The organism is Bradyrhizobium sp. U531 (genome assembly GCF_051710265.1).
GTDB lineage: Bacteria > Pseudomonadota > Alphaproteobacteria > Rhizobiales > Xanthobacteraceae > Bradyrhizobium.
Genome location: NZ_JASVEN010000010.1, coordinates 222,457 through 235,022 on the forward strand (window position 1 = coordinate 222,457; position 12,566 = coordinate 235,022).

At 65.5% G+C, this 12,566-nt stretch carries 11 protein-coding genes; 8 read left to right on the top strand and 3 right to left on the bottom strand.

The window, feature by feature from the left end:
* Window positions 1-237 precede the first annotated feature (237 nt).
* From QRQ56_RS33120 to QRQ56_RS33130, 3 genes are all read right to left on the bottom strand, one after another.
* Window positions 238-1,632 carry a M20/M25/M40 family metallo-hydrolase gene (locus QRQ56_RS33120; protein WP_438745610.1) on the bottom strand — a complete coding sequence of 465 codons (1,395 nt, stop codon included), beginning with the start codon at window positions 1,630-1,632 and terminating at the stop codon, window positions 238-240.
* Between the two features lie 24 nt (window positions 1,633-1,656).
* Window positions 1,657-2,997, bottom strand: a complete 1,341-nt coding sequence (locus QRQ56_RS33125) for a glycosyltransferase family 87 protein (protein ID WP_438745611.1) — start codon at window positions 2,995-2,997, stop codon at window positions 1,657-1,659.
* 91 nt (window positions 2,998-3,088) lie between these two features.
* On the bottom strand, window positions 3,089-4,711 hold the full coding sequence (locus QRQ56_RS33130) for a helicase HerA-like domain-containing protein (protein WP_438745669.1): 1,623 nt from the start codon (window positions 4,709-4,711) through the stop codon (window positions 3,089-3,091).
* Between the two features lie 358 nt (window positions 4,712-5,069).
* Between QRQ56_RS33130 and QRQ56_RS33135 the strand changes: the two genes are divergently transcribed.
* The 8 genes from QRQ56_RS33135 (at window position 5,070) to scpA (ending at window position 12,531) form a co-directional block, all read left to right on the top strand.
* Entirely contained in the window at window positions 5,070-5,435 is a 366-nt protein-coding gene (locus QRQ56_RS33135) for a DUF2267 domain-containing protein (protein ID WP_438745612.1), read from the top strand.
* Between the two features lie 26 nt (window positions 5,436-5,461).
* On the top strand, window positions 5,462-5,869 hold the full coding sequence (locus tag QRQ56_RS33140; protein WP_438745613.1) for a DUF4332 domain-containing protein: 408 nt from the start codon (window positions 5,462-5,464) through the stop codon (window positions 5,867-5,869).
* Between the two features lie 343 nt (window positions 5,870-6,212).
* The gene (folP, locus tag QRQ56_RS33145) at window positions 6,213-7,085 is read left to right on the top strand and encodes a dihydropteroate synthase (RefSeq protein ID WP_438745670.1); all 873 of its coding nucleotides are present in this window, start codon (window positions 6,213-6,215) and stop codon (window positions 7,083-7,085) included.
* Window positions 7,082-7,450, top strand: coding sequence for a dihydroneopterin aldolase (folB, locus tag QRQ56_RS33150; protein WP_129269276.1), 369 nt, complete (start codon window positions 7,082-7,084; stop codon window positions 7,448-7,450). The genes folP and folB overlap by 4 nt, the downstream gene beginning before the upstream one ends.
* Window position 7,451: 1 nt before the next feature.
* Window positions 7,452-7,943 carry a 2-amino-4-hydroxy-6-hydroxymethyldihydropteridine diphosphokinase gene (gene folK / locus QRQ56_RS33155; RefSeq protein ID WP_438745614.1) on the top strand — a complete coding sequence of 164 codons (492 nt, stop codon included), beginning with the start codon at window positions 7,452-7,454 and terminating at the stop codon, window positions 7,941-7,943.
* 82 nt (window positions 7,944-8,025) lie between these two features.
* A complete protein-coding gene (locus QRQ56_RS33160; protein WP_438745615.1) occupies window positions 8,026-9,897 on the top strand; it encodes a methylmalonyl-CoA mutase family protein in 1,872 nt (623 codons plus the stop codon).
* Complete coding sequence (locus tag QRQ56_RS33165; RefSeq protein WP_438745616.1) at window positions 9,894-10,358, top strand: GFA family protein; 465 nt, start codon at window positions 9,894-9,896, stop codon at window positions 10,356-10,358. Before QRQ56_RS33160 ends, QRQ56_RS33165 begins: the two co-directional genes overlap by 4 nt.
* Window positions 10,359-10,374: 16 nt before the next feature.
* Window positions 10,375-12,531 carry a methylmalonyl-CoA mutase gene (gene scpA, locus QRQ56_RS33170; protein ID WP_438745617.1) on the top strand — a complete coding sequence of 719 codons (2,157 nt, stop codon included), beginning with the start codon at window positions 10,375-10,377 and terminating at the stop codon, window positions 12,529-12,531.
* Window positions 12,532-12,566 lie beyond the last annotated feature (35 nt).

Below are 12,566 nucleotides of genomic sequence, written 5' to 3' on the forward strand. Positions count from 1 at the left end.
AGCTGCCACATACCTCTGCACGTCTTGGAATGAAACGCCGCCCAATTCCGGGCGGCGTTTTTGTTTTGAGGTGACGGCGTTGCGAACGAGGCGACCCTTCGTAGGATGGGTAGAGCGAAGCGAAACCCATCCTGGGTAACACCGGCATCGAAGCGATGGGTTTCGCTGCGCTCTACCCATCCTACGACCTACTGGATTGCTTCGCTGCGCTCGCAATGACGAGAATTGAGCGCCGGTCTACTTCACTTCCGCCAGCGCGGCGAGAATGCGCGCCCACGAGCGGATGCCCTTCTGGAAGCTGCGCAGGTCGTACTTCTCATTCGGCGAGTGGATGTTGTCGTCGTCGAGGCCGAAGCCGACCAGCAGCGAGTCCAGGCCGAGCGTGCGCTTGAAGTCGGCGACGATCGGGATCGAGGCACCGGAGCCCATCAGCACGGTCTGCTTGCCCCATTCCTCCGTCAGCGCCTTGCTGGCGGCGGCGAGCGGCTTCATGTTCCAGTCGAGCGCGACGGCGGGCGCGGCGGAATGGTCGCCGAACTCGACCGTGCAGTCGCCCGGAAGCCGCGCCGTGACGTAGTCGCGGAACGCCTTGCGGATCTTTTGGGGGTCCTGTCCTTCGACCAGCCGGAACGAAACCTTGGCCGAGGCGTGCGAGGGGATCACCGTCTTGGAGCCCTCGCCGATATAGCCGCCCCAGATGCCGTTGACGTCGCAGGTCGGGCGCGAGGAGGCCTGCTCGATCAGGAGGCGTCCCTTCTCGCCCGCCGGGATCGACAGGCCGATCGGCTTCAGGAACATCTCCGGCGTCAGGTTGAGCTTCTTCCACTGCTCCAGGATATCCGGCGGCAGATCCTTCACGCCGTCGTAGAAGCCGGGAATGGTGATGCGGTTGTCGTCGTCGAACAGGCCGCCGAGAATTTTCGTGAGCACCCGGATCGGGTTCATCGCGCTGCCGCCGAACACGCCGGAATGCAAATCGCGATTGGCGGCGGTGATCTTCAGCTCTTCATAGAGCAGGCCGCGCAGCGAGGTCGTGATCGCCGGCGTGTTGCGGTCCCACATGCCGGTGTCGCAGACCAGCACGTAATCGGCCTTGAATTCGTTCTTGTTGGCCTCGATGAAGGGCACGAAGTTCTTCGAGCCGACCTCTTCCTCGCCTTCGATCAGGAAGGTGATGTCGATCGGCAGCGAGCCCGTCACCTTCTTCCAGGCGCGGCAGGCCTCGACGAAGGTCATGACCTGGCCCTTGTCGTCCTCGGCACCGCGCGCGACGATGATCTTGCGGCCATCGGCGTGGTCGGTGACCACGGGCTCGAACGGCGGACGATGCCAGAGATCGAGCGGATCGACCGGCTGCACGTCGTAATGGCCGTAGAAGATCACATGCGGCCGCCCGCCGGCGCTGGTCTTGCCGACGATGGCGGGATGGCCGGCGGTCGGGCGCACCTCGGTGGCGACACCAAGGCTCGCGATGTCCTTGGCGAGATGCTCGGCCGCCGCCTTGCAATCGCCCGCGAAGGCCGGATCCGCAGAGATCGACCTGATCCGCAACAGCGAGAACAGACGCTCCAGGCTGTTGTCGAAATCCTTGTCGATATGATCGAGCACGGATTGGAGCTGCGCATTGGCCATGATGGGATTCCTGACGTTTGAGACTTAGGTCGGCTTCGCGAGATTCCCGGGTTTTAGCCCCGTCGCAAGCTCAGGGCCAGCCGCAACCGGGGGATGGCGGATGTGCCATGCAAGGCTCCCTGCAACGACGGCGGTCGCGACGAGGTTATTGCCCCAGGCCTGCAGGATCGGCGGAAACCACGGCAGCGCCAGCAACATCAGGATGCAGGTCGCACCGAGGGCGAGCCAGGTTCCGAAGCGCACATTGGCCCGCGGGTCGAAGGCCGCGCGATGGACCAGCACCGTCATCGGGAAGAACAGCCACATGAAGTAATATTCCCGCGCTAGCGGCGAAGCCACCGTGATCAGGCAGAGCAGGATGCCGAGCTCCTCGGCATCCGAACGCGCCGTCCGCCGCGCTTGCCGCGGCATGACCGCGAGGAAGCCGAGCCCGAGCAAGGCCGACACCGCCAGCACGATCCAGTTCGCCGTGCTGTAGTCGACGGTGATGACATTCATCGTGCGCGGCGGCGTCCTGGGATTGTCCTGATTGTAGTTGATCGGACGGACCAGCCGGTGCGTGACGGCGATCAGCGACTGGTTGACCCACGACCAGTTCTGCTCGTCGCGCTGGCCGAAGCCTTTCTCCGAGCTCGTTCCGACCATGCCTTGATACCAGACCGCAAGCTCGGCCGCGTTGCGCTCGAAGCCGCGGATCGGCGCCGGCACGAGGTAGAGAAGGATGCCGGTGAAGGCGATCATACCGACGGCGGCCGCCCATTTCCGCCGCCAGAGCAGATAGGGCAGCACCGCGATGGGGAATACCTTGATGACGGTCGCGAGCGCGAACACGAAGCCGGCGAGCCATGACCGCTGATGCCGCAGGCTCCAGAAGGCGAACAGCACCATCGCCAGCAGGACGAGGTTCGGCTGGCCAAGGTCGAACATGTCGAACACGAAGGGCACGGTGACGATCGCGGGCAGCGCTTCCAGCCAGGGACCGGGCTTGCGGTCCGAGCCGGCCATGACCTGCGAGAGCGTGCCGGTGTACCACCACGCCAGGACGTTCAGGATCGACAGGACGACGTAGAGCGGGATCTTGCCGAACCAGCTCGGGATCGCCAGCAGGATCGCCGGAGGCGGCGGATAGATGTAGTCGAAATACTCGATCGGCGTGGCGGGATAGAGCGGCCCACCGTGCAAGACCTGCTGCCCGGCCCAGTACCACAGCGGGTAGTCCTTGGTCTTGCCGCCGCCGAAGACTTCAGGGACGAGCACGTCGGCGGTGAGCAGGACGCAGCAGAGCAGAAACAGCAGGTCCAGCGGCGCGCGCAGCGACAGCCGTCTTGGCGCGTCAGGCTTGGCGAGCGGGGCGAGCAAGGTCACGGACTGGTCCTGTTCGGCGACGAACAGGACGTAGCAGACCGGCGCAGGCTTGGAGAGCCCCTCACCCGAAATTGTAGCGGTGGGGGCCTGCCTACCGCCGCAGCAGACCGCCGAGCGCGCCGCGCACCAGGGTGCGGCCGATCGAGCCGCCAAGCTGGCCGCCGAGCGATTTGCCGACATTGGCCGCCAGCCCGCCGATCACCTGGTTGGTGACCGAGCGCGTCACGTCGCGCGCGATGACCTGGCCGGTCGATAGACGCCCGCGCTTGACGTTGGTGCCGAACACGCTGCCGACAATCGAGCCGATCTGGCCGAGGATGCCGCCACCGTTTCCGCCCGCTGAGCCGTCGGCCGTCGCCGCCGTACCGGCAATGCGCTTCTGGATCATCTCGTAGGCGGACTCGGCATCGACCGCGGTGTCGTATTTGCCCTTCACCGGGCTCGCAGCCATGATCGCCTTGCGCTCGTCCGGCGTGATCGGCCCGATGCGCGCCGATGGCGGCCGGATCATCACGCGCTCGACCATGGCCGGCGTGCCGTTGCCTTCGAGGAAGGACACCAGCGCCTCGCCCTTGCCGAGCTCCATGATCACCTTGGCCGTATCGAGCTTCGGGTTGGGCCGGAAGGTCTGCGCCGCAGCCGCGACCGCCTTCTGGTCGCGCGGGGTGAAGGCGCGCAACGCATGCTGCACACGATTGCCGAGCTGGCCGAGCACGCGATCGGGCACGTCGACCGGATTCTGCGTCACGAAGTAGACGCCGACGCCCTTTGAGCGGATCAGGCGGACCACCTGCTCGATCTTGTCCATCAGCGCCTTGGGCGCATCGTTGAACAACAGATGCGCCTCGTCGAAGAAGAACACCAGCTTCGGCTTCGGAAGGTCACCGGCCTCGGGCAGCTCCTCGAACAGCTCCGACAGCATCCAGAGCAGGAATGTCGCGTAAAGCCTAGGGCTCTGCAGCAGCTGGTCGGCGACCAGGATGTTGACCATGCCGCGGCCGTCGCGGTCGGTCTTCATGAAGTCCTTCAGCGTCAGCGCCGGCTCGCCGAAGAATTTGGTGCCGCCCTGGTTCTCCAGCACCAGAAGCTGGCGCTGGATGGTGCCGACGGTGGCCTTGGTGACGTTGCCGAACCCTTGCGCGGCCTTGCGGATGGCGGCGAGCGGATCCTCCTCCGCATCCGCGCCCTTCTTGCCGCTGTCGGGCACGATGGCGTCGAGCAGCGCGCGCAGATCCTTCATATCGATGAGGGTCAGCCCGGCGTCGTCGGCGACGCGGAAAGCGACGTTGAGCACGCCTTCCTGCACGTCGTTCAGGTCGAGCATGCGCGCGAGCAGAAGCGGCCCCATCTCGGTAACGGTCGCGCGCACCGGATGGCCCTGCTCGCCGAACACGTCCCAGAACACCGTCGAGAACTGGTCGGGCTGGAAATTCAGCCCCATTTCGGTGGCGCGCTTGACGATGAAGTCCTTTGCTTCGCCGACCTCGGAGATGCCGGAGAGGTCGCCCTTGATGTCCGCGGCGAAGACCGGAACACCGGCACGCGCAAATCCTTCCGCCATCACCTGCAGCGTCACCGTCTTGCCGGTTCCGGTTGCACCGGTAACGAGGCCATGGCGATTGGCCAGCGCCAACGTCAGCCAAGCCTGCTCGTCTCCCTTGCCGACGAAGATCTTGTCGTCGGTATCGCCGAGCTTGCTGTCCTGTGCGGTCATCATTCTCTCTGATCTATCTGATCTCTCTGCCGGGTTTCGCGTATCGAAACTCGAATGCAGCAGTTCCGTAGTTTAACGCATGTCGCGCACCGATTAAAACGGTTCAACGCGCTCCAAGCATGCGACATTGTCGGAAACAGACCGACGGCATCAGCCAAAAGTAGGAACGAGCCGTTCGCAACGCGGCAATTTTTCGCCGATTCCATCTCCGCTCTTGCACCGCTGCAACACTTTTTGCGCGTTCGAGGATGAATCGCGACGACGCTTGCGTTCATCGCTTGAATTTCACATCACACCGGCTCAAGATCATTTTCGAAAGAAATACTCCGGCATTCAAACCGGCTGAGGGGCGGGCTTTATGGACGAGCTGATCGGGCGGCTGGCGACAAACGCCAGCATAGATAGTGCTGTCGCTGAAAAGACCGTCGGCATTATCCTGGGCTTCCTCCGCAACGAGGGCCCCTCCGACAGCGTGCAGGCCCTGATCGATCACATCCCCGGAGCCGAAGCCGCCATCGAGGCAACCAGGAGCGGCGGCGGGCTGTCGCGGCTGATGGGCGGCGGCCTGATGGCGGTCGGCACGCGCCTGATGGGCCTTGGGCTCGGCATGTCCGAGATTCAAAACATTGCCCGTGAACTTTTCCGCTACGGCCGAGACAAAATCGGAGCAGATCAGATGGGCAAGATCATTGCGGGGACACCGGGCCTCAGCCAGTTCGCCTGAAGCCGTCGCATTTCATATCGAGTATCATGACATATCCCATCTCCGAGATTGAGGGCCTGTCGGTCTTTGCCGCCAACAAGTTGAAGGCGCAAGGCATCCGCACGACCGATGCGCTGCTCGAGGCGGCCGGCACGGTGAAGGGCCGCAAGGCGCTGTCCGCCAAGACCGGCATCAGCGAGCAATTGCTGCTGGAATGGGCCAACGTGTCCGACTACATGCGCATCCCCGGCATGGGCCGCGCCAAGGTCGGCCTGGTCCGCGCCGCCGGCGTCACCACGGTGCGCGAACTCGCCTATCGGAATCCGGCAAGGCTCGCCCAGAGCATGCGCGACGCCAACGAGAAGAAGAAGCTCCTCCGCATGCTGCCCACGGAGAAGTCGGTCGGCGACATCATCGCCAAGGCGAAGAAGCTGCAGCCGAAGATCACGTATTAGCTCACTTACTCTCTCCGTCATCCTGAGGTGCGAAACACGGGACGCAAAGCGTCCCGTGGAGAGCCTCGAAGGATGCGCAGCCACTGCGACATCCGCACCGAGAGAGCTGGGCCGTCGCCCTTCGAGGCTCGCCGAAGAGGCGAGCACCTCAGGGTGACGGTTAGAGAGCAACGCCGCATCCCAACCTCCGCCGTCATACCCCGCGAAGGCGGGGTATCCAGTACGCCGCGGTCTCTCCGTATCACCGAGCTGCCGCTGGAATACTGGATTGCCCGCTTTCGCGGGCAATGACAGCGGGGCGCTGGCCTTGAACTCGCCCTCCCCGACCGCTAAAGCCACCCGCATGAATGCCTCGCCCTCCCCAACCGTCCCGCCGGCCGGCTCGGCCAGGCCGGATGTGCTGCGGATCCTGCTGGAACGGCCCATCCCGGCGGTGATGGGCGTGCTCAACATCACCCCGGACTCCTTCTCCGACGGCGGCGAGTTCATCGCGCCCGAGCAGGCGCTCGCGCGGGCGCGGGCGATGATCGAGGCCGGCGTCGACATCATCGACATCGGCGCGGAATCCACCCGGCCCTACAAGGGCGCCAAGGCGGTCACGGCGGATGACGAACTCGCCCGTCTGAAGCCGGTGCTGGCAGGAATCGTCGCCCTCGGCGTGCCGGTCTCGATCGACAGCATGAAGGCCGAGGTGGTGGCCTACGCGCTCGACCAGGGCGTGGCCATCGCCAACGACGTCTGGGGCCTGCAACGCGATCCCGCGATGGCGCCGCTGGTGGCCGCACGCGGCGTCCCCGTCATCGTCATGCACAACCGCGACGACGCCGACCCCGCCATCGACATCATCACCGACATGAAGACGTTCTTCCTGCGCTCGCTCGACATCGCCGCCAAGGCCGGCATCGCACGCGACAGGATCGTGCTCGATCCCGGCATCGGCTTCGGCAAGACCGCCGAGCAGAGCATGACCGCGCTGGCGCGCTTGCGCGAATTCGAGATGTTCGGCCTGCCGATCCTGGTCGGCGCCTCGCGAAAGCGCTTCATCGCCTCGGTGTCGCCGTCGGAGCCGAAAGAGCGGCTCGCCGGATCGATCGCCGCGCACCTGATCGCCGCCCAGCGCGGCGCCAGGATCATCCGGACCCATGACGTCGCCGAGACCCTGCAGGCGCTGCTTGTGGCGCACGCAATCGAGAGCAAGCCAGAGAGCAAGCCATGACTGATACGATCTTCGTCACCGGCCTGTCGATCCATGCCCGTCACGGCGTGATGGAGCACGAGACCGAAGTCGGCCAGCGCTTCGTCATCGATCTCGAGCTCTATACCGACCTGTCCGAGCCCTCGCGCAGCGACCGGCTTGCCGACACGGTGTCCTACGCCGAGGTCGTGGCGACCACGACGGCGGCGTTCAAGAACACCAATTACAAGCTGCTGGAGCGCGCGGCCGGCGCAGTCGCCGACGCCATCCTGTCGCATTTTCCGCGCATCCGCGCCGTGAAGATCACCGTGCACAAGCCGCACGCGCCGATCGCAGCGATCTTCGACGACGTCGGCATCATGCTGACGCGCTCGCGGCATCCTTGACATGGCAAGCGTGCTGATCGCGCTCGGTGGCAATGTCGGCGATGTCCGCACGAATTTTCGCAAGGCGATCTCGCATATCTGCGGCATGGCGCAGGCCGCGATGATCGCGCGCTCCTCGGACTACGCAACGCCGCCCTGGGGCGACGAGGACCAGGATCCCTTCATCAATGCCTGCGTCGAGATCGAGACCGACCTCGATCCGCATGCGCTGCTGTTCGTGCTGCAGAAGGTCGAGCAGAAATTCGGCCGCACGCGAGAGAAGGATCGGCGCTGGGGACCGCGTACCCTCGATCTCGACATGATCGCCTATGACGACGTCTCCTTGCAGAAACCGGACCTGACCTTGCCGCATCCGCGCCTGTTCGAGCGCGCCTTCGTGCTGGTGCCGCTGGCCGAAATCGCGCCGGACCGCATGATCTCGGGCATTCGTGTGCGTGACGGGCTCGCCAGCGTCTCGACGCAAGGCATTGAGCGGCTTCCGGATACCGGTTAACCAAAATCGACCGTTTGCAGGGACGGTCCGCCGTGGCAAATTCGCCCCGCGAATAACGATATGTTTGGGAGCCCTTGGCCGTATGACCTCCGTGACTGACGACCTGAAGCTGGCGGCCGATTTTCCCAAGGCGACTGTCGACGACTGGCGCAAGCTGGTCGACGGCGTGCTCAAGGGGGCGCCGTTCGAGAAGCTGGTCGGCAAGACCTATGACGGTTTGAAGATCGATCCGCTTTATCCGCGCGCCACGGCCGTCGCGCCCGTCGTGGGGCGAGCGGCCGCCGCGCCATGGCAGATCATCCAGCGGATCGATCATCCCGACGCGGCGCTCGCGAATGCGCAGGCGTTGCAGGATCTGGAGAACGGTGCGACCGGGCTCGCACTGGTGTTCGCCGGCGCCAATGGCGCGCGCGGTTTCGGCCTGGAACCTTCGGCCGAGGCGGTCGCCAAGGTCCTGAAGGACATTCACCTCGACGCGGGCATCGGCATCGAGCTCGAGATCGGACCGCAATCGCGGATGGCCGCGATCCATGTCGCGGAATATGTGAAGAGCAACGGCCTCGATCCCGCCGCCTGCAACATCCGCTTCGGGCTCGATCCGCTCGCGGCCGGCGCGGTGTGGGGCCACAGCCCATACACGTGGGAGGAGATCGCTCCCGCGATCACCGGCGCCATCAAGGGCCTCGCCGGGCTCGGCTTCAAGGGGCCGTTCGCCTCGGCCGACGGACGCGTGATCCACGATGCCGGCGGCTCCGAGGTGCAGGAGCTCGCCTTCGTGCTCGCCTGCGGCGTCGCTTATCTGCGCGCGATCGAAGGCGCCGGTATTCCGCTGGAGCAGGCGCAGGACATGGTCTATGCGCGGCTCGCCGCGGACGCCGACCAGTTCCTGACCATGGCCAAATTCCGCGCGCTGCGGTTGCTCTGGGCGCGGATCGAGACCGCGTGCGGGCTCACACCCAAACCGCTCTTCATCGCCGCCGACACCGCCTGGCGCATGCTGACGCAGCGCGACCCTTACGTGAACATGCTGCGCGCGACCATCGCGACATTCGGCGCCGGACTTGCCGGCGCCAACGCGATCACCGTGCTGCCGCACACGCTGGCACTCGGCCTGCCCGATCCGTTCGCGCGGCGCGTGGCGCGCAACACGCAACTTCTGCTGCTGGAAGAAAGCAACCTCGCCAAGGTCAGCGATCCCGCGGCGGGCGCCGGCGGCATCGAGACGTTGACCGCGCAACTTTGCGAGGCCGCCTGGGCGCTGTTCCAGGAGAGCGAAAAAGCCGGCGGTGCCTTCGCCGCGCTTCAGCAGAGCCTGTTCCAAAGCAAGGTCGCGGCGGCGCGCAAGGCGCGCGACGCCAACATCGCAAAGCGCCGCGACGTGCTGACCGGCGCCAGCGAGTTTCCGAACCTGCACGAGAGCGAAGCCACCGTGCTGAAGGCGACTCCGGTCGCGCTGGCTCCGTACGGCGAGCAGACATACAAGTTCGAGCCGCTGCCGCCGATCCGGCTCGCGGAACCGTTCGAGGCGCTGCGCGACAAGTCCAATGCAACGCTGAAGGCGCGCGGCTCCCGGCCGAAAGTGTTCTTGGCCAATCTCGGCACGGCCGCCGATTTCACGGCGCGCGCGACCTTTGCCAAGAGCTTCTTCGAGGCCGGCGGCATCGAGGCCACGGGCAGCGAGGGCTTTGCCGATCCGGCCAAGCTCGCGGATGCCTTCAAGGCCTCCGGCGCCGAGCTCGCCTGCCTTTGTTCCAGCGACAAGGTCTACGCCGAGCACGCGGAACCTGCCGCCAAGGCCCTGCAAACCGCGGGCGCCCGACATATCTATCTTGCGGACCGCCCTGCTGATGCCGAGGCGGCGCTGCGGGCCGCCGGCGTCACGGGTTTTGTCTACGCCGGAGGCGATGCGCTTGCCACGCTGCAAGACGCCTACCGACGGATGGAGCAGCCATGAGCGACGCCAGTAAACCCGTTCTCACCGGCGGCTGCCAATGCGGGGCGGTGCGCTTCGGTGTCACGACAGCGCCGAACCGGGTCTCGATCTGCCACTGCCGCATGTGCCAGAAGGCGGCCGGCGCGCCGTTCGCGTCCTTTGCCGACATCAACAAGACGAACTTCACCTGGACCAAGGGGCAGCCGTCGTTCTTCCGCTCCTCCACCATCGCCGAGCGCGGCTTCTGCGCCGCCTGCGGCACCCCGCTGAGCTTCGGCCGGATCGATGGCGACCGGATCGAGATCATGACCGGCGCCTTCGATCGCCCCGACCGGGTGATCCCGACCCGGCAGTTCGGCACCGAATCCCGCCTCGGCTGGGTGGTCGGCATCGCCAACCTTCCGAGCCAGACCACGCAGCAGAACTACGGACCGGAGAAGATGGCGACCATCGTCAGCCATCAGCATCCGGATCATGATTGATGATATGGTAGAAGCCATGAGCCGCATTCCTGATTTCGCAAACGTCGCGTTCGAGCGCGCGACCACCGCAACCCCTGCCGGCAGCGCTGAGCCCTGGCTGACGCCGGAGGGCATCCTGGTAAAGCCCGCCTATGGCGAGGCGGATCTCGCCGGGCTCGATTTCCTCGAGACCTATCCGGGCATCGCGCCGTATCTGCGCGGCCCCTACCCGACCATGTATGTCAACCAGCCCTGGACCGTGCGGCAATATGCCGGCTTCTCCACGGCGGAGGATTCCAACGCGTTCTACCGCCGCAACCTTGCGGCTGGACAAAAGGGCCTCTCGGTCGCCTTCGATCTCGCCACCCATCGCGGCTATGACTCGGATCATCCGCGCGTCGGCGGCGACGTCGGCATGGCCGGTGTCGCCATCGATTCCATCTATGACATGCGCACGCTGTTCGCGGGCATCCCGCTCGACCAGATGAGCGTGTCCATGACCATGAACGGCGCGGTGCTGCCGATCCTCGCGCTCTACGTCGCCGCGGCCGAGGAACAGGGCGTGCCGCCGGAGAAGCTGTCGGGCACCATTCAGAACGACATTCTGAAAGAGTTCATGGTGCGCAACACCTACATCTATCCGCCCGCGCCCTCGATGCGGATCATCTCGGACATCTTCGCCTATACCTCGCAGAAGATGCCGAAATACAACTCGATCTCGATCTCCGGCTATCACATGCAGGAGGCCGGCGCGACGCAGGACCTCGAGCTCGCCTATACGCTCGCCGACGGCGTCGAATATCTCCGCGCCGGTCTTGCCGCGGGTCTCGACGTCGACCGCTTCGCGCCGCGCCTGTCGTTCTTCTGGGCGATCGGCATGAACTTCTTCATGGAGGTCGCCAAGCTGCGCGCCGCGCGGCTGCTCTGGGCGAAGCTCCTGAAGCCGTTCAACCCGAAAGACCCGCGCTCGCTGTCCCTGCGCACGCATAGCCAGACCTCGGGCTGGTCGCTGACCGCGCAGGACGTCTTCAACAATGTGATGCGCACCACCGTCGAGGCGATGGCGGCAACGCAAGGCCACACCCAGTCGCTGCACACCAACGCGCTCGACGAAGCGCTGGCGCTGCCGACCGATTTCTCGGCACGCATCGCCCGTAATACGCAGCTGTTCCTGCAGCAGGAGAGCGGCACCACGCGCATCATCGATCCCTGGGGCGGCTCGTACTATGTCGAGCGGCTGACGCGCGACCTCGCCGCCAAGGCGTGGGGCCACATCCAGGAGGTCGAGGAGCTCGGCGGCATGGCGAAGGCCATCGAGGCCGGCGTGCCCAAGCTGCGCATCGAGGAGGCCTCGGCCAAGACCCAGGCGCGCATCGATGCCGGCAAGCAGGCAGTCATCGGCGTCAACAAGTACAAGCCGACCGACGAGATGCCGATCGACATCCTCAAGGTCGACAACACCAATGTCCGCCGCCTGCAGATCGACAAGCTGACGCGGCTGAAGAGCGAGCGCAGCCAGAAGGACGTCGATGCCGCGCTCGCGGCGATCACGCGCTCGGCCGGCGAAGGCAATGGCAATCTGCTGGCGCTCGCCATCGACGCGGCGCGCGCCAAGGCGACCGTCGGCGAAATCTCGGACGCGATGGAGAAGGTGTTCGGCCGGCACCGCGCCGAGATCAAGTCCATCACCGGCGTCTACAAGCGGGAGGCGTCCAGCATGGGTAACCAGGTCGAGAAGGTTCAGGCGCTGATCGACGCGTTCGAGGAGGCGGAAGGCCGCCGCCCGCGCATCCTCGTCGCCAAGATCGGCCAGGACGGCCACGACCGCGGCCAGAAGGTGATTGCCTCGGCCTTCGCCGACATCGGCTTCGACGTCGATATCGGGCCGCTGTTCGCAACCGCGGATGAGGCCGCGCGGCAGGCGGTCGAGAACGACGTGCACATCCTCGGCGTCTCCTCGCTCGCCGCCGCCCATCTCACCGCCGTGCCGGAGCTGAAGGCCGCGCTGAAGAAGCAGGGCCGCGAAGACATCATGATCATCGTCGGCGGCGTGGTGCCGCCACAGGATTACGATGCGCTCTACGCCTCCGGCGCCGAAGCGATCTTCCCGCCGGGCACAGTGATTGCGGACGCGGCCGAGGAGCTGATCCGCAAGCTGAACACCCGGCTCGGGCATAGCGAGGCGGCGGAGTAGATGATACTCTGGCCGGGTGACCGGCCAGATTGTGT

What these genes read in the sequence shown, in the direction of transcription:
- QRQ56_RS33120 (WP_438745610.1), bottom strand. Translation starts at nt 1,632, where the DNA reads ATGGCCAATGCGCAGCTCCAATCCGTGCTCGATCATATCGACAAGGAT.
- QRQ56_RS33130 (WP_438745669.1), bottom strand. Translation starts at nt 4,711, where the DNA reads ATGACCGCACAGGACAGCAAGCTCGGCGATACCGACGACAAGATCTTC.
- QRQ56_RS33135 (WP_438745612.1), top strand. Translation starts at nt 5,070, where the DNA reads ATGGACGAGCTGATCGGGCGGCTGGCGACAAACGCCAGCATAGATAGT.
- QRQ56_RS33140 (WP_438745613.1), top strand. Translation starts at nt 5,462, where the DNA reads ATGACATATCCCATCTCCGAGATTGAGGGCCTGTCGGTCTTTGCCGCC.
- folP (WP_438745670.1), top strand. Translation starts at nt 6,213, where the DNA reads ATGAATGCCTCGCCCTCCCCAACCGTCCCGCCGGCCGGCTCGGCCAGG.
- folB (WP_129269276.1), top strand. Translation starts at nt 7,082, where the DNA reads ATGACTGATACGATCTTCGTCACCGGCCTGTCGATCCATGCCCGTCAC.
- folK (WP_438745614.1), top strand. Translation starts at nt 7,452, where the DNA reads ATGGCAAGCGTGCTGATCGCGCTCGGTGGCAATGTCGGCGATGTCCGC.
- QRQ56_RS33160 (WP_438745615.1), top strand. Translation starts at nt 8,026, where the DNA reads ATGACCTCCGTGACTGACGACCTGAAGCTGGCGGCCGATTTTCCCAAG.
- QRQ56_RS33165 (WP_438745616.1), top strand. Translation starts at nt 9,894, where the DNA reads ATGAGCGACGCCAGTAAACCCGTTCTCACCGGCGGCTGCCAATGCGGG.
- scpA (WP_438745617.1), top strand. Translation starts at nt 10,375, where the DNA reads ATGAGCCGCATTCCTGATTTCGCAAACGTCGCGTTCGAGCGCGCGACC.